Origin of the sequence: Leptolyngbya sp. GB1-A1, from assembly GCF_039962475.1 — a bacterium.
Classification (GTDB): Bacteria; Cyanobacteriota; Cyanobacteriia; order Elainellales; family Elainellaceae; genus Leptolyngbya_A.
Map to the genome: position 1 here is coordinate 24,350 of NZ_JAMPLI010000009.1, position 22,493 is coordinate 46,842.

General features: G+C 54.1%; 16 protein-coding genes. 8 read left to right on the forward strand and 8 right to left on the reverse strand.

Annotated features, from left to right (window positions below):
• Positions 1-59: 59 nt before the first annotated feature.
• Genes dnaJ through rsgA form a run of 3 tightly spaced genes read left to right on the forward strand, consistent with a single transcriptional unit; the run spans position 60 to position 2,590 of the window.
• On the forward strand, positions 60-1,190 hold the full coding sequence (gene dnaJ / locus NDI45_RS11580; protein WP_190791378.1) for a molecular chaperone DnaJ: 1,131 nt from the start codon (positions 60-62) through the stop codon (positions 1,188-1,190).
• Positions 1,187-1,441 (forward strand): sulfurtransferase TusA family protein, encoded by a 255-nt coding sequence (locus NDI45_RS11585; protein WP_348247423.1) that lies wholly within the window; start codon positions 1,187-1,189, stop codon positions 1,439-1,441. Before dnaJ ends, NDI45_RS11585 begins: the two co-directional genes overlap by 4 nt.
• A 6-nt stretch (positions 1,442-1,447) precedes the next feature.
• On the forward strand, positions 1,448-2,590 hold the full coding sequence (rsgA, locus tag NDI45_RS11590; RefSeq protein ID WP_348247424.1) for a small ribosomal subunit biogenesis GTPase RsgA: 1,143 nt from the start codon (positions 1,448-1,450) through the stop codon (positions 2,588-2,590).
• Here the strand turns inward: rsgA and NDI45_RS11595 are convergent.
• Positions 2,587-3,606: an ABC transporter ATP-binding protein gene (locus NDI45_RS11595; protein ID WP_190791376.1), complete on the reverse strand. Its 1,020-nt coding sequence runs from the start codon at positions 3,604-3,606 to the stop codon at positions 2,587-2,589. The two genes, rsgA and NDI45_RS11595, sit on opposite strands and share 4 nt — an antisense overlap.
• A gap of 174 nt (positions 3,607-3,780) precedes the next feature.
• On the opposite strand from NDI45_RS11595, the gene gloA reads away from it, so the two are divergent.
• Positions 3,781-4,215, forward strand: coding sequence for a lactoylglutathione lyase (gloA, locus tag NDI45_RS11600; RefSeq protein WP_348247425.1), 435 nt, complete (start codon positions 3,781-3,783; stop codon positions 4,213-4,215).
• 278 nt (positions 4,216-4,493) lie between these two features.
• Complete coding sequence (locus NDI45_RS11605) at positions 4,494-5,555, forward strand: DMT family transporter (RefSeq protein WP_190791374.1); 1,062 nt, start codon at positions 4,494-4,496, stop codon at positions 5,553-5,555.
• On the opposite strand, the gene NDI45_RS11610 is transcribed toward NDI45_RS11605, so the two are convergent.
• The 4 genes from NDI45_RS11610 to NDI45_RS11625 all read right to left on the reverse strand — a co-directional run bounded on the left by NDI45_RS11610 (position 5,543) and on the right by NDI45_RS11625 (position 13,888).
• Positions 5,543-7,456: a hypothetical protein gene (locus NDI45_RS11610; RefSeq protein WP_348247426.1), complete on the reverse strand. Its 1,914-nt coding sequence runs from the start codon at positions 7,454-7,456 to the stop codon at positions 5,543-5,545. The two genes, NDI45_RS11605 and NDI45_RS11610, sit on opposite strands and share 13 nt — an antisense overlap.
• 95 nt (positions 7,457-7,551) lie before the next feature.
• Positions 7,552-10,740, reverse strand: a complete 3,189-nt coding sequence (locus tag NDI45_RS11615; protein ID WP_348247427.1) for a hypothetical protein — start codon at positions 10,738-10,740, stop codon at positions 7,552-7,554.
• A gap of 367 nt (positions 10,741-11,107) precedes the next feature.
• The gene (cobJ, locus tag NDI45_RS11620; protein ID WP_348247428.1) at positions 11,108-13,030 is read right to left on the reverse strand and encodes a precorrin-3B C(17)-methyltransferase; all 1,923 of its coding nucleotides are present in this window, start codon (positions 13,028-13,030) and stop codon (positions 11,108-11,110) included.
• A gap of 132 nt (positions 13,031-13,162) precedes the next feature.
• Positions 13,163-13,888, reverse strand: coding sequence for a hypothetical protein (locus tag NDI45_RS11625; RefSeq protein WP_190791004.1), 726 nt, complete (start codon positions 13,886-13,888; stop codon positions 13,163-13,165).
• Between the two features lie 210 nt (positions 13,889-14,098).
• On the opposite strand from NDI45_RS11625, the gene NDI45_RS11630 reads away from it, so the two are divergent.
• Positions 14,099-14,614, forward strand: a complete 516-nt coding sequence (locus NDI45_RS11630) for a GNAT family N-acetyltransferase (RefSeq protein WP_190791002.1) — start codon at positions 14,099-14,101, stop codon at positions 14,612-14,614.
• Positions 14,615-14,621: 7 nt separating this feature from the next.
• Here the strand turns inward: NDI45_RS11630 and NDI45_RS11635 are convergent, their stop codons facing one another.
• Positions 14,622-15,065, reverse strand: a complete 444-nt coding sequence (locus NDI45_RS11635) for a DUF4332 domain-containing protein (RefSeq protein ID WP_348247429.1) — start codon at positions 15,063-15,065, stop codon at positions 14,622-14,624.
• A gap of 11 nt (positions 15,066-15,076) precedes the next feature.
• A complete protein-coding gene (locus tag NDI45_RS11640) occupies positions 15,077-17,092 on the reverse strand; it encodes a serine/threonine-protein kinase (protein ID WP_348247430.1) in 2,016 nt (671 codons plus the stop codon).
• A gap of 315 nt (positions 17,093-17,407) precedes the next feature.
• Here NDI45_RS11640 and NDI45_RS11645 point away from each other — a divergent pair, with 315 nt between their 5' ends.
• Entirely contained in the window at positions 17,408-18,280 is an 873-nt protein-coding gene (locus NDI45_RS11645; protein WP_348247431.1) for a type I secretion C-terminal target domain-containing protein, read from the forward strand.
• Positions 18,281-18,370: 90 nt separating this feature from the next.
• On the opposite strand, the gene NDI45_RS11650 is transcribed toward NDI45_RS11645, so the two are convergent.
• Complete coding sequence (locus tag NDI45_RS11650; RefSeq protein WP_348247432.1) at positions 18,371-20,173, reverse strand: ABC transporter ATP-binding protein; 1,803 nt, start codon at positions 20,171-20,173, stop codon at positions 18,371-18,373.
• 633 nt (positions 20,174-20,806) lie between these two features.
• Here NDI45_RS11650 and NDI45_RS11655 point away from each other — a divergent pair.
• A complete protein-coding gene (locus NDI45_RS11655; RefSeq protein WP_348247433.1) occupies positions 20,807-22,471 on the forward strand; it encodes an ABC transporter substrate-binding protein in 1,665 nt (554 codons plus the stop codon).
• Positions 22,472-22,493 lie beyond the last annotated feature (22 nt).

Genomic DNA, 22,493 nt, shown 5'->3' on the forward strand with positions numbered 1-22,493 from the left:
AGCCTGAATCCATCTCTGTCAATTTCCAATTCCTTTTCTACTCTCTAGAGCAGTGCCCTATGGCGGACTACTATGAAATCCTTGGTGTTTCTCGAAGCGCGGACAAGGAGGAAATTAAACGTGCTTTTCGTCGGCTGGCGCGAAAGTATCACCCGGATGTCAACAAAGACCCTGGAGCCGAAGAGAAATTTAAGGAAATTAACCACGCATACGAAGTTCTGTCGGAGCCGGAAAAGCGGGCAATGTACGATCGCTTTGGTGAAGCAGGCGTAGGCTCTGGAGCAGGAGCAGGTTTCCAGGACTTTGGCGATTTTGGTGGCTTTGCCGATATCTTTGAAAGCTTTTTTAGCGGCTTTTCGGGCAGCGCAACCGGACAGCAAACGCGCAGGCGCACTGGACCCGTACGCGGCGAAGACCTGCGGCTCGATTTGCGGTTGGACTTCCGCGAAGCGGTGTTTGGCGGCGATAAGGAAATTCGCATTAACCATTTGGAGAGCTGCGAGACGTGCAGTGGAACGGGGGCAAAACCCGGCACTCAAGCCCGGATGTGTTCGACTTGTAATGGGGCAGGGCAAGTGCGTCGAGCAACCCGTACCCCTTTTGGCAGCTTTACTCAAGTGTCAGTCTGTCCAACCTGTAATGGCAACGGGCAGGTCATTGAGGAGAAGTGCGAAGTCTGCGGCGGCAACGGGCAGAAGCAGGAAGCCAAGAAGCTGAAGATTTCGATTCCGCCTGGGGTCGATAACGGAACACGGCTACGAGTGTCGAGTGAAGGCGATTCGGGACAGCGCGGCGGTCCGGCGGGAGATTTGTATGTCTATTTGTTTGTGAATGAAGATCCCCACTTCCAGCGCGACGGCATCAATATCCTCTCAGAAGTAAAGATTAGCTATTTGCAGGCAATCCTGGGCGACAAAATCGAAGTCGATACGGTAGACGGCAAAACCGAAGTAACGATCGCCCCTGGAACTCAGCCTAATACCGTTGTTACCCTGGAAAAGCACGGTGTTCCCAGGCTAGGTAATCCCGATAGCCGAGGCGACCATTTGCTGACGGTGAAGATTGATATTCCCACCCGTGTCACCCACGAGGAACGGGAACTGCTCGATAAGCTAGTGAAAATCCGGGGCGATCGGCTCAGCAAAGGCGGCGGCATTGAAGGGTTTCTTGGAGGGCTATTTCGCGGATGACGACGAACCTTCAGCCTGACGCTCAGATGGATCTGCGGGGAACACCCTGTCCGCTCAATTTCGTTCGCACCAAGCTCAGACTAGAGCGCATGACTCCTGGTGCGCTGCTCGAAGTCTGGCTTGATCCGGGCGAGCCGATCGAGCAGGTTCCTGATAGCCTCCGAATGGAAGGGTACGGCATTGAGCAAATCGAAGACCGCAGCGAGTTTTTTGCCTTGAGGGTGCGTCGTCCAGCCACATCGACTGAGTGATCTCTTATGAGTGCTGATCTGAATCAGCCATTGTCCGCATCAGAGCCCCCATCAGCACCCGTTTCTGATGAATCTGCCCTGACCGGAACTGTTCTAGCAGTGCAGGCAAATTTCTATTTTGTGCAGCTCGACCAACCCCAGGGTGATTCTGACCCGCCGATCGAGCAGCTTTTGTGTACCCGCCGAACTCGCCTGAAAAAAATTGGTCAGCAGGTGATGGTGGGCGATCAAGTCCGAATCGAGGAACCCGACTGGGAAGGAAAACGGGGCGCAATTGCCGAAGTATTTTCCCGGCAGACTGAGCTAGATCGTCCGCCGATCGCCAATGCCGACCAAATTCTGCTGGTGTTTGCTATTGCCGAACCCACGCTCGATCCGGTGCAGCTCAGCCGCTTTTTGGTGAAGGCAGAATCAACGGGCTTGGGCGTTTGCCTGTGTCTCAACAAAAAAGATCTGGTGAGCGAAGCAGAACGAGCAGAATGGGGCGATCGGCTGCACGACTGGGGCTACGATCCGGTGATGATCAGTGTCCGGGGTAACTTGGGCTTGCTAGATCTGGAAGCAAGGTTAATCGATCGGATGAGCGTTGTTTCGGGACCATCCGGCGTAGGGAAGTCGAGTTTAATTAATGCCTTGATTCCGGCGATCGATCTGCGGGTGGGCAGAGTCTCCGGTAAACTGGGGCGCGGTCGCCATACTACTCGCCACGTCGAACTATTTCAGCTTCCTGGCGGGGGATTGCTTGCCGATACGCCCGGATTTAATCAACCCGATTTGGACTGTCTTCCGGGCGAATTAGCCCAATTTTTCCCAGAATGCCGTCAACGTCTGAGCGAAGCAAGGTGTCAGTTTAGCGATTGCCTGCACCGAGATGAGCCAAACTGCGCCGTTCGGGGCGACTGGGAGCGGTATGACCTGTATCTGATGTTCCTTGAAGAAGTGATTGCCCGACAGGAGGCGATCGATCGAACAGGCGACCCAGAATCAACCACTAAAGTCAAAATTGGCGGAGAAGGACAAATCGAAGTCGAACCAAAGCTTCAAACAAAAAAATATCGCCGCCCCTCACGCCGAACCGAGAAGCAGCTTTTGCGCGGCATTGTCCAGGACGTAGAAACGCTGATAGATGACGGCGACGCAGAGGTTTAGCGCATATTTTGCTTACGCTCCTGCTTCGGGTCGCGGGTTCCGGCAGCGGCAAGTTCTGCATCCAGAAGGGTGCGTCCGGTAGCAGCCAGATAAACGTCGTCCAGACTGGGGCGCGACTGCGAGATGCCAAACGTGGGCAGTCCAGCGGCTTTGAGTGCCTGCTGAATTGTGATCAACGCTTCGCTATGGGGATCAACCACCAGATTGAGGGAATTGCCCTGGGCTTCATTCACAATCACATCCTGCACAAAGGGCAACGATCGCAGCATGGTTTTCGCATTCTCTGCCTCTTCGACGGGGGTAAATTCGCGAATTCGTAATGTGACTCGATCGCCCCCTACCCGATCTTTGAGTTCCGAAGGAGTTCCCGCCGCGATGACGACACCCCGATCGATAATGGCGACGCGATCGGCAAGTGCATCAATTTCTTCTAAATAGTGGCTGGTAATCAAAATGGTAGTTCCATTCGATCGCAACTGTCGCAGAAAGTCCCAGACAATCACGCGGCTTTCGATGTCCAATCCGACTGTTGGTTCATCTAATACGAGAACATCTGGCTGGTGCAGCAGTCCGGCTGCTAGGTCGATTCGTTTTTTCAGACCGCCCGAATAAGTTCCGGTTCGCTTGTCTGCCCAGTCTTGCAGTCCTAACAGCGAGAGTGCCTGGTCGATTCGAGCGGCAGCCTGACTTGCCGGAATATGGTAGATCGCTGCCTGAAGCTGAAGCAGTTCCTGCCCGGTAAGAACCTTATCGAGCGCAACTTCCTGAGCCACATAGCCCAATTTTTGCCGCGCTAATCGTGGGTTTTCCAAAACTGAAATTCCTGAAACTTCGATCGTTCCGGCATCGGGGGTTGCCAGAGTACAGAGGCAGCGTAGCGTTGTCGTCTTTCCGGCTCCATTGGGTCCCAGTAAGCCAAAAATTTCGCCCGGTTCAACTTGTAGCGACACATCTTTAACGGCTTCGACAGAGCCATATCGCTTCTGAAGTTTTTCAATCAGCACTGCTGGAGCCATGCGCTTCTTATTCCTGCTCGATCGTTATATTTCTCAATTTCTTTCTTCATTTTAATAAAAGGTGGGGAGGAGAGGGGTGAATGGATGGGTGGATCAGTGGATGGGTAGGAAGGGGGATGAGTTGGGGAGACGATCGTGGCAGGATAGGAGAGAAGCAAGTGAGATAAAGACCTTATGCGACTCCTTCACACGATGCTGCGTGTTGGCAATCTTGATGAATCTCTGAAGTTTTACTGCGATATGCTGGGAATGAAGCTGCTGCGTCGGAAAGATTATCCGGGCGGAGAGTTTACGCTGGCGTTTGTAGGCTATGGCGATGAGGCAGACCACACGGTGCTGGAGCTAACCCATAACTGGGGCACGTCGCAGTACAACCTGGGCGATGCTTATGGGCATATTGCGATCGGCGTGGATGATATTTACGGAACCTGCGACATGATTCGGCAGCGCGGCGGCAAAGTGGTTCGTGAAGCGGGACCGATGAAGCATGGCTCAACGGTGATTGCGTTTGTGGAAGACCCGGACGGTTACAAAGTAGAGCTAATCCAGCTCGGCACACAGGGCAGCACAAGAGAGCAAAAGACGGCAACGCCGCAAGTGGCTATGTAGTTTTGTCATGAGAGAATCCTTAGCGGCTCAAAGTCCCTCAAAGATTGGGGGATTGGGGGCAATGTAGGAGAGCAAATACTGCTCAAACATCCCCGACAAGCAAGTTTACGACCTATCCCTACAGCGATCGCGTTCGAGTAGGGCATTTTTTTATCTGCTGCGAAATGGGATCAGATGCAATCAGATGCAAAATGTGATTAGACGGTCAAGCCGATTTCTTAACAGAACTCAATAATTGATTAGAATAATTGAAACTCTATCGTTCTGCCTACTTGCTCATGCAAATCAAGCTCACCGAGTCTCGTCTTCCCTTCGCTTCGATGTTGCTGATTGCGCCCTTTTTCCTATGGGGCACGGCAATGGTGGCAATGAAGGGAACGATTCCCCATACGACACCACTCTTTATGGCAGGTGTACGGCTTGCTCCAGCGGGGGGAATGATTTTGCTGGCAGCGATCGTGATGGGACGACCCCAACCCAAAGGCTGGCTAGCCTGGCTCTGGATCGCGCTGTTTGGACTGGTAGATGGCACACTGTTTCAAGGCTTTCTGGCAGAAGGGCTGACACGCACCGGAGCCGGATTAGGTTCCGTGATGATCGACTCTCAGCCGCTTGCCGTTGCACTCATGGCACGCTGGCTCTTTGGGGAGCAGGTAGGGCTGTGGGGCTGGATCGGGTTAGGGTTTGGTGTGCTGGGCATTAGCCTGTTGGGATTACCCCAGGAATGGTTGCTCAGCCTGTTTCAACAAGGGGGTTCCGTTAGTTCGGCAGCGGACGCGATGCAAAGCGGTTCCCTCTTTGGGGTTATCGAGCAGCTTCTGCAAAATGGGCAATGGCTGATGCTGCTGGCAGCTCTGTCGATGGCAGTCGGAACGGTGATGGTGCGATATGTTTGTCGCTATGCTGATCCGGTAAGCGCGACGGGGTGGCACATGGTGCTGGGCGGCTTGCCTTTGTTCTTCGGCTCAGGCTGGCTGGAAGTCGGGCAGTGGTCGCAGTTGCAGTTCTCTGACTGGCTCTCGCTCTCCTACTCTACGGTGTTTGGCAGCGCGATCGCCTACGGGCTATTCTTTTACTTCGCTTCAAGCGGCAGCCTGACGAGCCTGAGTTCGCTCACCTTTCTCACCCCTGTTTTTGCGCTGCTGTTTGGCAATCTGTTTTTGGGCGAGGTGCTCAATCCGCTGCAGTGGGTTGGCGTTGGTTTAACGCTGGTCAGTATTTATTTAATTAATCAGCGCGACCAGCTCTTGTCCCTCTTTAGGAAAGGAGAAGCGTGGCAGGAAGCCGAAGCTGCCGTAGAACCTTTAGCGATCCTGGCTGACCGAAATCAGGCGGAGTAATGTGCAGTGAGCACGATCGAGTAAGGCTGAGTCAATTGCTGGTAGGTGTTTGAACGCAGCAGTTCCCAATAGCGGTGTAGCTCGGCAAGCTGATTGCGATCGATTCGATACGCTTTACCGTCCGGGTAAGTTTCCTGATGAAACGGGGCGTGATCGATCGCCTGATACTCAGGGTTTTGCTGCGATTGGGGCGTGAGTAAATTCCTTTCCGCCTCGGCAGGAATCAGACCGGGGGGAAGCTGTCCTTCCAAAATGGCGAGAATTCGCGATCGGCAAGATACTGCATCGATGCCTCTTTGCTGAAGCATTTCCAGCACTTCGTCCAGGGTCATCGCTTGGTCGGGAAAACCACGCATCAGTTCCAGCAGCAGGAAGAAATCGCTGTACTGGTGTTTTGCCTGGTCTAAAGCAAATGGATAAAGCGGCAGCGCAGCAAGACCGTAGGCAATGCGGCTACAGGTCGGAATGTAGTCCAGCGATCGAACCCACGGATAGGCATCTTGCAGAATCAGGGCATTAGGCAGCTTTTGCTGAAGCCAGCGCGTGATCGCCCCTAGCGAGGCTGTTCCACCTGTGCAAACAACCTGCCGCACATTCAGAGCAGGAACCTGGGTCTGGTTGAGCAGTGCATTGAGTTCTCGGTTGAGCCGCTGGACGTAGGGCAACAGCACTTTGGTAGTCAAGTCTTGTCGGAGCAACGTTGTTTGCTGCTGGGCAATTTGAATCACAAAGCGATTTTGCTGCTGAAGATTCAGCTTCAGGGCACGGGCAGTTTCAATCAGCGATCGTCCTGCTTTGGTACGCCGCAGCCGTTGCTGAAGAACCTCGCGCTTTTGCCCGTCTGGTTCACCCACTGCTGGAAATGCAGTTTGCTCCAGATCGTTCCGAACTGGGTCGGTTGCAGGCAACAGCGGATAGAGCAATTGAGTGATGATGTCTTGGTCGATCGCCGTTCCCGCATAGGCAAGCGTGCGGATATGAAAGTCAGCGTGGGTAATCGCAGGTGGATTGGTTTCGGAAGGCTGCGCTTCAGAATCACGGTTGGCAAGCTGAACCAGAGCCAGTTCTGTCTGGGTTGCCCCCGCACTTAGAATCAGCGTGTTCCCCTGCCAGTCGATGTCCTGGGAAGTCTGCCCCTGCGGCATTTTCAGAGAAGACTGGGAACTTCCGGCAAAGGCGGCAAGCATCGCGGCGATCGGCTCCTCCAAAAACAGAATCTGCTCTGGGCGGCCAACCAGTTTGGCAGACAGCAGGGCTTCGCGCACGTTAAACTGATACGCCTCCGACCACCCGGTAGGGAAGCTAACAATTACGCCAACAAGCTGCTGAAGCGCGATCGCCAGATCTGCCGCTTCCAGATCGACTGCACCACAGGGCAGAAAAGCTTCCGGAAAACCCACTGCCAGCGAAGCCATTAACGCCTGAAGTGACTGCCTCAGCGTCATGAGCGGAATTGGCAGCGCATCTGACCAGGACAACATAGGTTGACTGCCCAGCAAAGCATCCCAGAAGCGGGGCGCATCATAAGGCAGTGTCAGATTCAGGTAGGGTTTAAAGTCGCGAATCAGGGCGTCCTGTGCCTCATCCGACTGACCAGACATTAGAGAAACTGCCAGGGGAAGGCGAAACTGTTTTTCGCTCGATTGATTCGTCCGGTTTTGAGCAGATGCCTGAGCGGTCTCTGGTTCGATTGCAGAGGAAGGGGCTTGCCAGTAGATTGGATAAAGCTGTTGGATCGATCGATTCAGCAGAACAGCAGAAATTCCGGTCGTACCAATGTCGAGTCCCAGATACCATTCACGTGCAGACGCTTCAGCGGGTTGCTCAGTCAGCGGCGGAGATTGAAGCAAATCAGCAACGAGATCTCCTAATGTGCCGTCAAAGAGCGTCCCTTCCAGCAATGCGTCTTCAGGTACCGGCTGAGGCTCGGATTCTAGTAAATCTAACTCTGCATCAAGTTCTAGGGAGAGTGAACTGTCTGGCGATGCAGAGTCAGTTAAGACTTTTTTTTTTCGCTATCCTCCTGAGGCGCGACTTGATCGGCAGAACTGCTTTGCAGCGATAATGCCACTTCTGACTCCTCGAAGGCATCTGGGATTGGCTGCGTTGGCTCAACTGGGCGCGCTGAGCCGATCGAAGGCAAGTTTTCAAACAGTCCTTCCAGTCCTTCTAGGGTGAAGGAATTGCTGTTGGAGGGGTTCGTTTCTAGCGCATCGCGGCTCGTAGGCTGATCTGCCGCAGCCGTTTCCGCAAAAGCAGGCTGATCAGAAGCGTCATCAAATAGATGCCGCTCGGTAGACTCATCCACAGGAGGCAAAGCAGACAAATCAGAAGGCAAAGCAGATGAATCAGAATCATCAGAAAACCAATCCTCAGCCGAACCAGATAAGTCCGCAGCCAACTCAAGCGGCGCAGAATAATTTGAAAACAAATCCTCGATCGGTTCTTCGCTCTGCCCAATCACGGGTGAAGCGATTCCTTCTTCGGAGAACTGCGAAGCATACGGCTCATCGGAAGCAGTTTCCTCAGCGGCGATCGGATCGGGAAAGGTGGGCTGCAATGCTTCTGGCGGATTCGGGTCAAACCATTGAGCGATCGTTCTTGCCGGGTCTGCTGCTGCCGGGTCTACAAATTCCGCAGAGACTTCCTCAGACGATCGCTCGGACAGTTGCTGAGTTGATTGCTCAGTCGGTTGCTCAGTTGGCTGCTCAGCCAATCGTTCAGGCGATTCGATGGAAATGACTGGCTCTTCCAAGAAATCTATGAACGGCACGGGCGCAACATCTGGCAGCATCCAATCCGCCGCGTCTTCCAGCGTAAAGTTTGCGTCACCTCCTTCCAGGCTCGATAGATCCTGTGCGAGTTGCTCCAGGGTATCGACGGGTAGCTTGAGATTCAGCAGTGCGTCCGGGTGCGAGGGTTCATCTGCCAGGAGATCCTCTTCGGGCTGTGCCAGCTCAAAGGCTTGCTCTTCTGGTCCTGCTTCTCGTTTGGCTAAGTCCTCAACAGAAACATCAGTAGAAACATCGGATGACAGCTCAAAGGGAACCAGATCGAGCAGCGAACTAATAGTTTCGATCGCATCGTCAGCTGGTTGAGCAGATTCCTCCTCAGCAGGGGGAGCAATCGTGACCGCTTCAGCAGGAACCTCAGCAGGAGTCGAACTAGGCGGGTCGAGCTCGATCGATATCGGCGGCTGGGGGGGCGACTGAGGGATTGGCGGCTGAAGGTTTGCAGTCGGTAGCAAAACATTCTCAACCGTTTGCGGCAGTTCTGGAGCTTCAACGATCGTCAAGTCCTCACTCTCTGCCACAGTTCCAGAGTAGGATACTGCCTCCGGGAAACCGCTAAACCAATCTTCCTCGATCGAAAGATTGGGCAGCATCTCTGCCGGATCCGGGGCGGGCGTATCGGCGGGGTCAACGGTTGCAGCCGCTTCTCCTGGTTCGAAAAGCTCCACATCCGCAAACAAATCTTCGGTGGCGATTCCTCCTTCAGGAAACTGCGAAACAACAGACTGGGAATTGGCCTCGCCAAACAAGCTCTGGTAAAACTCATCCTCGTACAGGTTATCTGGGGAGGCAACCAGGGGCAGTTCCGCGGTTGAGGCAGCTTCTGAAATGGGCTGCAATGTCTCAGAAGAGGGCATCGCCAAGTTTGATTGCAGCTCGGTTGCTTCGGTGCCCTGCATTTCAACGTCAAGCTGATTCAGCAGATCCAGCACTTCGGAAGGATCATCATCAACTTCTGTGAAGGCGTTTTCTTCGACGGAAGTAGAAGCCAGCGACTGGAGAATTTCGGGTTCTGAGTCATCTTGCAGCACCGTTAGATCTGTAGACAAAAAGGAGCTGAGCGGCTCATCCTGAAACAGCGTTAAGTCCTCATCGACGATCGCAAACGGTTCTGGGGAAAGGCTATCGAGGTCAAGCTGCTTTAGCTCCAGGTCAAGCAGATCCAGCGAGTCCAGGTCATCGGCATTCAGTGGTGATGTATCACTCGATGATGTATCGCGCACAAAGGGGTGATTAACTTGAGCGGGCTGGGCAGCATCTAGCTCGTTGAGTTCATCCAATAGGCGGGTAATGTCTCCCTCGGTTTGCTCCGGTTCTGCCGGACGAGATGACGGGGCAGCTTGGGGGAACGGTTCTGCCGCAGATAATCCTTCCGGGGGCAAAGCAGGCTCCCAGTTTCCCGGCTCGATCGAGGTCTGCAAAAAGGTAGAGGCTTCTCGTCCAAGCTGTTCTGCCAGTCGCGTTACCAGAGCAGAAAACATCGCTTCTCCCTGCTGCCCCAGGTTGTGCATCCGGCTCAAACCTTGCTCTAGCGAGTCCTGATAAGTCTGGACGTTTTGCTGAAGGGAGTTGAAAATAATTTGCAGCGAGGAATCCAGCTTTAGCAAAAGCTGATCAGACTGGGTCTGCACGCGCTGAATTTGCTCAAGTCGCTGCGCCGGACTCAGTGCCATCAGATCGCTGCTGGATAAGCCCGATGAACCTTCTGGCAGGGCTGCACCTGAACTCTGGGGCAGGGTCGAAATCATCTGCGTGACCTGCGACGACAGGTTTTCCTGCATTTGGCGAAATGCCGCCTGCAAAAACTCCATCAAAAGCTGATTTTGCTGGGGCAGAGCATACGGCTGTCGCTGTGCCTCAAGCTGCCGGATTTCCTGCAAAAGCATTTCTCGCTGCTGCCGCAACCCATCCAAATCCGATCGCATTGGCTGCAACAAGTTCGATCGCAGATAGTTCATTTCCTGCACCACCGCCTGCAATGCCTGCTGAGCCGACTCCACCGCTTCGGTCTGGGCAGAGGCTGGAGCGGGTTGGGGTGGAGCTGGCGGCACAAATTGCTGCGACGCTGCTTTCACAGGGGGAGAATCAATCGCCGGAGCGGCTTCACGAGTCTCTATCCCAGTTTCGCTGGCGTTTTTACTTGAATCAGCCCGGCTGAAATCAAAACCGTTTTCGCCCACCGGAGCCTCGATTCCTCCTGCCGGGGGCTGCGAAGCGATCGACTGCGCCCCTCCCTCCTGAAGCGACAAAAGATATCGGCGCGTTTGCTCCAACACCTGACGCTGCTGCACTGCATCGGCGGACATTATCCAGGGCAACCGGGGAGCCGTTTTGCTAAGCACCTCATCAATTTCCTGGATCAGCGATTCAATTTGCGCTTTCTGAGCAGTCACGGGTTCACTTCCTGTCAAGTAGCAGTCATTGAGGAACGGGATTTTTGTTGCTTCAATCCTAGCGTCAGGGTTCCCCCAGCGTCGCAAACTGTTACGTCAGGGAAAGACTGTGGGTGGATTGTAGCAAGCTTGTCTGAAGAAGTTTTACTAGAAGTGACAGGAAACTCGCAGAAATTGAGTGAGACCGATACAAAAATTAATTTAGAGTGGGGCTGAGTAGGGAGATCAGAAGTGGAGTAGAGAGGCAAAGAATAAATCAGAAATAAGGGAAAGGGAGACAGAATAGAACCCCGTCAAGACAGTAAAGGAAGACGAAGCATTTGCTCCAGAGCTGTGTTTTCCCCTCATCGCCTTATTCCTATATCCCTTATCTCCCCATGCCCTCATCCCCAAAACCAAGATAACCGCGTGGAGTAATCATCCAGTTCTCGTGAAGGCAGGTGCTGCGGTTACCGATCAGAACAGTGGTGAGCATATCGATCGCTTCAGGCTTCAGTTCACTTAAAGTCGTCAGCGTAATCTGTTCTTCGGGGCGATAAACCGATCGCACAATCGCAACCGGGGTTTCGGGGGGACGGTGTTGCAAAAAGATTTGCTGAGCGATCGTCATTTGCTGAGTGCGGGTTTGCGATCGGGGATTGTAGAGGGCAGTGACGAAATCGGCTTGGGCAGCAGCAGTCAACCGTTGCTCGATCACAGCCCAGGGGGTGAGCAGATCGCTGAGGCTAATAGCGCAAAAATCGTGCATCAGGGGCGCGCCGACTCTAGAAGCAACGGACTGAAGGGCGGTAATGCCGGGGAAAACCTGCACGTTCGGTGTTTTGCCATCCCAGCCGCCTGCCCTGAGCTGCTCTAGCACCAGACCTGCCATGCCGTAGATGCCGCAGTCACCTGAAGAAATTACGGCAACCGTTAGACCCCATTGTGCCAGGTCGATCGCCCGTTCGGCGCGCTGGCGTTCCTGAGTAATGGGCAGTGTTTCCACAATTTGCCCCGGACGCAAAAGCGATCGCACGAGATCCACATAAAGACCATAGCCAATGACGGCATCTGCCTGGGTAATTGCCGCCTGTGCTGCCGGAGTGATTTGATTGAGCTCACCAGGACCGATGCCTACGAGCCAGAGTTGTCCGGTACGCCCGACATATTCTCGTTCTGCCTGGGCGATCGCAACAGTGACTGCTCCAGGCTGTCCTTCCTGACGCACAACCTTTTTGGTGACGCGCAGCCGCTCGACAGGTTGAGCAGAATCCGAAAGACCTTCACTGGCGAGAATTGCCGCTGCTTCAGACACGCTGGGCGTTCCCACTTCGGCATCCACGATCGCAGAAGGCGTTGGAACCTCGATCGATCGCAGGGCTTCGGCAGAAAAACAGCGCAGTGCCCACTGGCGATCGCAGCACAGTTCCAGAATGCCTGCTTCGTCGGATTTGAGATCGATTGTGGCAATTCCGGCGATCGAGCCTTCTGCCAGATGCGCTGCACGACAAGCTTCCTGAATCGCAAACTCAATCAGCGATCGAGAAGTCCCCCGCTCACAGCCCACGCCCACCCACAGCACACGCGGATGCCACTGCACCTTGGGAAAATCTGACTCTGGGGCAAAGCGTCGCTGAATCGGACTGATCCAGATGCGCCCGTCTGGGCGTTCTCCTGCCCGATCGCTGGCTTCAAATCGATCGTTGGCTTCAAACACAAACGGATGTCCCTCTGGAAGCTGCTGCCATAGCGTTGAGCCTGCCTCCTGGATCACCTGCACCCGTCCCTGACGCGCGACTGCCGCACTGATGCCCGTCCAGTCACCGCTGCCTTTCTGCCAGCCAAAGGGCAAACCCAGCACATCCACCCCCGGCAGATTAAGATCGGTTGCGCCCCCGGTCAGAATCGGCGCTGCCTGAAGCAAAGGCGCGATCGTCCGCGTCAGGCGATCGGCTCCGCCCTGATGCCCCCCGCTGAGGCTAATGACATGGCCTGCCCCATCAACCACCACCACTGCCGGGTCACGGGTTTTGTCCTGCACCAACGGCGCAATCAAGCGCACTACTGCCCCGATCGCCAGATAAAATACCAGCGCTCCATGCGTTTGCCACAGCAGCGGCAGCATTTCCCGCAGCGACTCTCCATAGGATTTCACAAACGGCGAATTTGTCTCACTCGCCAACCCCGGAGTAACGTAAAGCGTCACTTCCCCCGTTTCCCATAGCGGCTTGAGTCTCTGAACCGCCTGCGGGGTGGTGGCAACAGCAGCAATCGGAGCAAATTGTTTTAGGAGGGGCGATCGATCGGTCACAGTTCTATCGAGAGAGCTAACCGAACCATTGAAACACAAGAACTCTCTATTCTGCTCAACGATTACCGCTTTGGGAAACAGCGAAGCGATCGACCTGCACTCCCCCCAACCCCTCACCTACCTACCTACTCTCTAAAACCTCCGCCCCAACAACCGCTGCTTCACCCCATCTGCAATCTTCTGCCCCAAATACTCAGGAATCAAATTCTCGTTCGGACCCAAAAGGTAGAGAATCAGGCGAGTCCGCCCCCGCCAGACCAATAAATTTGCATTTACCACCAGCAGATCTTCCTGCCAGATGGCGTACATCACCTTATAAAAAAGCCCGGGCTGGTTGTCTGCCTCGATCAGCAAGGCAGGCAGGTGGAACACCGGATCGACATAAAACTCGGTTTCGACCTGCTCCAAGCCTGCATCCAGGTTGAACTCAACCGCCAGCATTTCTTCAACTTCAAACCGCCCTGCCAGCGTTTCGCGGATTGCCCGACTGACGTTTTCTGCGGTTTTGTCGGTGAGGGCTTTGCCGCCTCGCGAAATCACCAGCTTGATAAAAACCAGCATGGGCGGATCAACCTGCCCATAGAGACTAAGGCTATGAATTGTCAGCCCATACGCCGCCAGGACACCAAAAATATCGCTCAGCAAAAAGGATTGATTGCGGTAGGCAAAATGCAGCGCGCTTTTACTTCCTTCTGGGCTGAGCTCGATCACTGCCTGCCGAGTTTTAAACAACTGGTAGGCAAGCCGCAAATTTTGAAGCTGGATCTCACTGCTGACAAACTGCTCATAAAACTGAGGAAACGATCGATTAAATCGCTTTAAGAGTTCTAGGGTGGACGACTTTAAACCCGGAGCCATACCGTTTGGTTGAGAGTAGTGAATCACAAAAAACAGCAATCGCGGTATGGATAGACGCACGAATTGCCCCAGCTTTATCTTCTGATCCCAGCGTTCCCGGATTCCTGAAGATTTATTCAGACCGATCGCCCAGACACGAATGGAATCTAAAGATACGCACTATACTAACTATTACTGCGATCAAACCTGTACTACTTTCACCGCGCTTACATGGGTTTCTGGAAAAGCCTGTTTAGCACTTCTGACGCTGCCTCATCACAACCCACTGAAATAGAAGGACAGGGAACGCCCGGTGTCATGATTGGCAATTCCCGCGTTTTTTTTAGCACCGATCGAGAAATCGACCTGTACGAACTCGAAGAACTTTGTGATGCGGTGGGCTGGTCTCGCCGTCCCCTTCGTAAAGTCAAAAAAGCAATTCAGCACAGCTTCCTTGTGGTTTCCATGTGGGAGCAGCGCGGCGCACAAAAACGGTTAGTCGGATTTGCACGGGCAACTTCAGACCACGCCTTCAACGCCACAATCTGGGATGTGGTCGTCCACCCTGACTTTCAGGGCAAGGGGCTGGGCAAGGCACTGATGCGTCAGATGATCAAAAAACTGCGGAGCGAAGACATCAGCAACATTACCCTGTTTGCCGACCCCCATGTGGTTGAGTTCTACCGGGGTTTGGGCTTTATGTCTGACCCGGAAGGCATCAAGGGCATGTTCTGGTATCCCGACTAGGCGCGGACTAAGCGCGATTGTGCTTCGCGAACGGCTTTGCTTGCTCGATCCAGGTCGAAAGCTGTCCCAGAGAGGGACAAAGATCCTGTCGCCGCAGATTTGCGACCTGGAGCCGCATAATTAGCCGCTGCAATCGGGGAAGGGGCATTTCGGCAAGCTGATCGACCGAGCTAATGCCTGCATGAAGCAGCAAGCCGCAAAACTGACAGCCGATCGCCGGAATTCTCGACAAATCTGCCAGGGCTGCCCATTTATTGACGTGCTGAAGATGAATTTGCAGGCGAGTGGCAAGCTCCTGTCGTTGTCTGGGGGTGCGGGTCTGCTGAAAAAGCTGGCGCGTGGTTTCAATGCCTTGCGCTTGCAGGTGCGAGCAATTTTCGGCACTGAGTCCGGGAAGCTGATCGATCGCCCAATCACTTGCGCGTCCGGGGCGAAAAGGAGAAGGAATCATGGCTTAAAAATTTAAGGAGATGGGGGTTGAGAACCGTCGGGCGGCAGATCGGGATCAGAAATTGTAATACTGACCGTAAAGCTAGTTGCAGTGGGAGACAGGACATCAACTTGATAAGCCCCTGCTTCAGTGATCCGTCCCTGCCAATTCACAATTCGTTCCGCATCGGGGATGGGTTGACCATTTGGATAACGAATATTCAGTGTGACAGCGATCCCGTCTACGACCGCCGCACTTAGCACCTGTCCGGGCTGTACTTCCACAACATAACGTTTAATCACCGCTTCACTCGCCCGATCGCTTAAGGTCAGCGGAGTGCCTACCGTCGGATTCACCGGAATCGTTTCGATCGTTGGCTCAACCGGAGAAGGACTGGGCGAGGGACTGGGCGAAGGTTCGGGAGCGGGAGCGGGCTGAAGGCTGAGATTGAGCTTGAAGTTACTTTGAGCCACACCCTGCACCGGACTGAGCTGCACCGCATATTCCCCGCTCACCGGAAGGCTGCCCTGCCAGGACAACACACGATCGGCGCGATCGTCTGCGGGTTGGCGATCGGGAGCCAGAACACTGAGCAGCATTCCCTCGCCTTCCAGAGCCGCCGTGAGAGCTTGCCCCTGCTCTGCCGGAAACAGATAGGTCGCGACATCGTTTGCCTTCAGGTTGCCCTCTAGCACACGGGTTTCGCCTGTAGCTGGTAGCTCAATGCGCTGGCTATATTCCACCGGAGTCGGGCTGGGCGTGGGAGTAGCAGTGGGTGAGGCGGTCGCCGTAGGGGCAATGGTCGGCGATGGCTGCGGCGGCTGAGAGCTGTTGAGAATCGCACTGACGATCGCCCAGGCAGCAATTCCGGTCACGGTTGCCAGCGCTAGCCCCATGCCAATCAGCGCGAGGGGATTTTCCCAGGCAGAAGACGCGACAGGCTGCGGAATCGCTCGTCCACCCCGGTTTGGCTGCGGTGCAGCAGTTTGATAATTGGAGGTTTGATAGTTGGTGGTGGGTTCCAGGGGGCGACCAACGGCGATCGTGCGAACCTGAGAAACATTTGGAGCGGGGGGCGGGGTTGGGGTGGCAGGCTGGGTGGGGCGATAGGTAGGGGGAGTTGGGACAGAGGGGGGTGAGGGAGGGCTGCTTTGTGGAGGGGGAGTCGAGAGGGTCGAGGGTTGAATTACGGTTGCGGGGTTGGCGAACGTCTGGAGTGCCTGGGCGACTTCGGCGGCAGACTGGTAGCGATCGCCCGGTCGATAGCTCAGCATCCGGTTAATGATCTGCACTAAGCCGGGACTCACTTTTGCCCAGGGTTGCCAGTTCCAGGCAAGGGTGCGATCGTCAAACAAATCCTGCGGTTCGCGTCCGGTCAGCAGCACGACAGAGGTGACTGCCAGCGCATAGAGATCGCTGCTGGGATAGGCGCGTCCGGTCTGCATTTGCTCGATCGGTGCATAGCCCAGTTTGCCCACCGTCGTCGGCGAAACGGTTTCGGCGGCTTGCTCTAGTGCCTGAACGCGGGTGACGATTTCTTTCACCACGCCAAAATCGATCAGCACGGGCAGCCCATCCGTCTGACGCAGAATAATATTATCGGGCGCAATGTCCCGATGAATAATGCCTTTGCTGTGAATATGAGCCAGCACGGGCAGCAGATTCAAAATGAGCTGAAGCACTTCTGCTTCTGAAAAAGCTCTACCCTGAGCGCGGCGATCGCTGAGCAGGGTGCGATAAGTCTTGCCATCCACATAGTCTTGCACGAGAAACAGCCGCGCATTTTCCTCAAAGGTGGCGCGAAACTGCGGAATCTGAGGATGGCTGATTTGATAGAGAATCGCCGCCTCGCGCTGAAACAGCTCCTTTGACTTACTGAGGGCGTAGTCGCTGCCGTGGGGTGCAATAAATTCTTTCAGGGCACAGCGTTCGTTAAATCGTCCCTGATCTTCTGCTAGATAGGTACGTCCAAAGCCGCCCTGTCCCAAAATGCTGAGGACGCGATAGCGATTTTGTAAAACAGTTCCAGCCGAGATCGGGAGCTGCATGACCGAGGACTCACCCCTTAACCGAGAGTAGCCATTTACCAGGCGTGATCAGTCGATAACAGAACAGAGAAATCCGTATCGAGGCATCTCATCATAGCAAAAGAAACTTCTGGGTGCTGCTCCGCGTCAGATTCCAGGATAAGCCGCAACCAAGACAGCTCGACGTGGTAAACTTTGCGAGTCTTAAAGTCTGAAGGCTGATATTAAGCCCCAGCGTTTTATCCCTGTTTATCTCTGTGTTTCGGGTCTGCATCTTTCCGGTCGGCGGAAGTGACGCAGTCCGATCGTTCACCCCACTCATTGATTCCCAGAAAGATGCCTGTATCTCGCTTTTCTTCCAATCGTGCCCCCCTGATCCAAGATGCCGATGCGGAGACGCTTGCTAGACTGCCCGCCGCAGAGGATCTGCTGAGCGATGAGGAGCGCGATCTGCTTGTCGCCCAACCCCTGGCAACGAAACCTCCCAGCCCTCCCGGTATTACTCTGATTGGAACCCAACGTGACGATGTACTGCGCGGTAGTGACAACGCCGATCGCATTGAAGGACGGGCAGGCGACGATCGCCTCTTCGGTGAAGGCTCGGATGATGAGCTGCTCGGAGGCACTGACAACGATCGCATTTTTGGTGGACGGCGGGACGATCGCCTCTCTGGCGAAGCTGGACGCGATCGACTAGTGGGCAATCAGGGAGACGATCAGCTCCTGGGCGGCAGCGATGCAGATGATCTGCGCGGCAATGCGGGCAATGATTTGCTGCAAGGCGGAACGAGTCCCGATACCCTATCTGGAGGGAGGGGCAGCGATCGACTGTCTGGGCAGGGCGCGAGAGATGTGCTGCTGGGCGGACGCGGTGATGACCTGCTCGTGGGCGGACTGGAACGCGATCGCATGAGTGGCGGCGGTGGACGCAACCGCTTTGCTTACAATTCATTCGAGGATCGGGGCGATACGATCGTGGATTTCGATCGCCGTCGCGATGTGCTGGATCTGAGCCGTCTGTTCCAGGGCGACGATTTCACCAGCTCCGATAAATTTGAGGACTATGTAATTGTCGTGCTTGAGGATGAGGATGTCACAATCATCCGGGTGGACGCAGACGGCAATGGCGGCGACGCACCCTTCAAAACGCTGGTAACGCTGGAGAACGTGGAGTTTGATGATATCGAGCGGCGGAATTTCGTGTTTTAGGGAACTGCACTTTAATGCTCGTTAACTCTAATGCTCATTAACTTTAATCCTGATTGAATTTAATGGGCAATTTGTACCCTGATTGCAGACTTAAGCGTTGATCAACCGTGATCGCTCCTGAATTTCATCAAGCGTTGCGCTGGGAATGGCGCGAATGAGCTGGCGGGTGTAGTCGCGGGTCGGGCTAGTATAGATTTGGTCAGCCGTGCCAATTTCTTCGATCTTGCCCTGGTTCATCACCATAATGCGATCGCTCACGAACTTGACCACGCTCAGATCGTGCGAAATAAAAATGTAGGTCAATCCAAAATCTTGCTGAAGGTCTTTGAGCAGGTTAAGCACCTGTGCCTGCACCGAGACATCCAGCGCAGAAACCGACTCGTCGCAGATAATAAAGCGTGGATTGCAGGTGAGCGTCCGGGCAATGCAGATCCGCTGCTGCTGTCCGCCGGAAAACTCGTGGGGCATTCGGCTCATTGCGCTTTCGTCTAAGCCGACTCGTTCCAGGAGAGCTACCGCTTTTTGGTAACGTTCCTGATGGCTATGACCGATATGGTGAATCATCATCGGTTCGATCAGGGCAGAGCCAATACTCTGGCGCGGGTCCATTGAGCCGTAGGGGTTCTGGAAAACAATTTGCATTTCCTGGCGCAGTTTTCGCAGCTCGGACTCGTTGAGCTGAAACACCGATTTGCCGTCAAACATTACTTCGCCTGCGGTCGGTTCTACTAAGCGCAAAAGAACACGGCTCAGCGTCGATTTACCGCAGCCCGACTCGCCGACTAAACCGAGCGTTTCCCCCGGATATACATCAAAGCTGACATCATCGACTGCATTAAAGAAAGTCTTGCGACCAAACAAGCCTGATCGCACCGGATAGCTTTTGCTTAAATGGTGGACAGACAGCAGGGGCGATCGCTGAATTAATTGCTGATAGCGATCGGCTTGCTCGGCAGCAGAGACAGGCGTAAAGCGCGGATTATTATCGATGACGCTGCGCGGCCGGGGTTCAATTTGAACTGTGCCCTCTGGAGTCGCTTTTACCTGCATAAAATCAGAAACCGTGGGCAGCCGATGCAGGCGACATTCGGGCGTGGGGCGACAATTGAGTAAGCCTTTGGTGTACGGGTGCTGAGGCTGGGCAAACAAATTGTAGGCGTTAGCGACTTCCACCACCTTGCCGCGATACATCACGACGACGCGATCGGCAACTTCAGACACCACGCCCATATCATGGGTCACAAACAGCACCGACATCTGACGGCGAGAGCGAATTTCGCGCAGTAGCTCCAGAATTGTTGCTTGAATGGTGACATCCAGTGCAGTTGTGGGTTCGTCTGCGATCAGCAGCGCCGGGTTGCCGCTGAGTGCCATTGCGATCATGACGCGCTGAATTTGTCCGCCCGAAAGCTGGTGCGGATAGCGTTCCATCATCGCTTCGGGTTCCGGCAGCTTCACTTCGCGGAACAGATCGATCGCCTGCCGATGGGCTTCCTCCTCGGAAACAGGACTGTGTAGCCGAATCGCTTCCACCACCTGAGAGCCGCAGGTATAAACCGGGTTGAGCGAAGTCATTGGCTCCTGAAAAATCATGGCTATTTGTCCGCCCCGGTAAGCCCGGCGATCGTCCGGTGGCAAGCCCAACAGATTCACGGGAGCCGCATTTCGATTCGGATTTTGAAACCAGATTTCGCCGCGCAACTGAGCAGTGGGAACCAGTAGCCCCATAATTGCCAGCGACGTGACCGATTTCCCCGACCCTGACTCGCCAACCACGCAAACGGTCTCTCCCGGCATTAGTTGAAAAGAGACATCTTGAACAGCAGGAATCAAATCTTTTTCCTGCCGAAAATCAACAGACAAATTGCGAATATCAAGAATCGGGGTGGACATAGAGATTTAGAGTAAAAAATTTAGAGTAAAAGACAAAATAAACGGTTAAACCTGTCAGGAAATCACAAGATTTAATACTCTCTTAACATTAGCAAAAGAGCGATTTCGACAGGAATTCTAATCTGCAAGCAGACACAATACTGTTAGAAATCTATCTTTTGAAAGAGATATTTCCCCCTGGTGAATGTGAGATTCTATCGACAAGCCTGAATTCCTTAACCGACCTGCCTTACCAGGAAATTCGCTTACAGTAATAGCCTAACGCAAGCCTAACGCACCAGTTTTTGTTTAATTATTGCTAAGAATTAAGCTGGGTTTGAGCTTACGGCATACTGGTAAAAGCAGATTAAAAGTAAATTGAAAGTAGATTGGGTGGGGTGTTGCGATCGTCCCTCAATCATTCTGATAAACTGATGCTTTTGTAACAGATTGTCAGTTTATTGGGGCAGGACCTTAAAAAAATATCTGCAATTTAGACTGACGTGAATCGCAGTCGCTACTGTTTTCAGGTGTATCAAACTTTAGGTATATCAAATTTGCTTAGAGGTTGCTTAGGTTCGGCTTTGTGTTTCGGCTTTGTGTTTTGAGAACGCTTGAGATAATACAACGCCTTTCGGCAGGATTTTACTTTCTATGATTGGGCGACTTAAACGAGGGTGGCTTGTCCTTTTTGCTTTAGCCGCTACCGTGACCGTAACGCTTTCTAACTGCGGGACGGCTCCCCCTCAAACTGCTGCAAATCCGGCTGCAAATCCGGGGGGCAGTCCTACCGTCGATGCCAGTACGCTTGTGTTTGGCTCGGTCGGCGATCCCGTGACGCTGGAATCGGGCAACGTTACCGATGGTTATTCGATCGTTGTGCAGCAGCAGATCTATGATCGCCTGTTAGATGCCCAACCGGGGACAACCGAGCTGGCTCCGGCACTGGCAACCGAATACTCCGCTTCTCCAGACGGACGCACCTGGACGTTTAAGCTGCGCGAAGGCGTGACTTTCCACGATGGCACTCCCTTTAATGCTGAAGCCGTCCGCGCCAATGTCAATCGCTGGTGGGACGAGCAAGACCTGCTCGGATTCCGCGATGCAGGCAAAACCTTTGAAACCTGGGTCAGCCTGTTTGGCGGATTCAAAGGATCGCCTGATTCACTGCTGCAAGACATGAAAGTGGTAGATGACACAACGCTTCAGTTTGTCTTGAAAGAGCCGTTTGCAGCATTTCCCGCAGCGATCGCCTCTGGCTATTTCGGCATTGCCAGCCCGAACGCGATCAAAGCAGCAGGCGCAGACTATGGCATTGCAGGATCTCCGGCAGTGGGAACAGGTCCCTTTCAGCTAAAAGAATGGCGCACAGGCGATCGGGTGGTTCTGGAAAAAAATCCCAATTACTGGCAGGCAGGCTTACCGAAAGCAAATCAGGTTGTGTTTCGCACCATCAAAGAAGCCTCTTCGCGACTGGCAGAACTCCGAGCAGGCACGATCGACTTTTCCGAAAACCTCTCGCCCCAGCAGCGGCAGGAAATTCAGAGCGATCCCAATCTAAAGGAATTGCGTCGTCCTTCGTTTAACACGGGCTATCTAGCACTCAACCCCAGCTATGAGCCGTTGGCAAAAAAAGAAGTGCGGCAGGCAATCGCGATGGCGATCGATCGCAAGCAGTTAGTGGAGGCGTTCTGGTCGGGTCTGGCAACCACGGACGCACACTTTACGCCCCCCTCAATGCGGGAATTCCAGGATACTAGCCTGGGCGACTACGAGTACAACCCGGACAAAGCGAAAAAGATGCTGGCAGATGCAGGCTATCCCAACGGCTTTGACCTGGAACTGTGGTATCCCGCGATTAACGGCGCATCCTTTCCCAACCCAAAACCGACTGCCGAAGCAATGGCAGCAGAACTGAGTTTGATCGGCATCCGCGTTCAGCTCAACACCAAAGACTGGGCAGGCTACCTTGCCGATCGCCTTAAATCCCCCGGATACCAGGCATTCCTGCTGGGCTGGATGGGTGACTACGGCGATCCGGATAACTTCCTTTACCCCCACTTTGGCAAAGGCTCCACAACCGACATCGGCAACTGGAAAAACGATCGCGTCTTCAGCCTGCTGAGCCAGGCACGGACAACCGCCAACACTGCAGATCGGGTAAAGCTGTACGCCGAAGTCGATCGCATTTTGTTTGAGGAAGCGGTGCGGCTGCCGATCGTCCACTCCGAACCGCTGCTAGCACAGCGATCGAACCTGGTTGGCTGGACACCAAGCCCGTTTGGCTCAGAACCCTGGGCGGCAATTACCAAGCAGTAAATTTCACCTGATTTTTTACTTG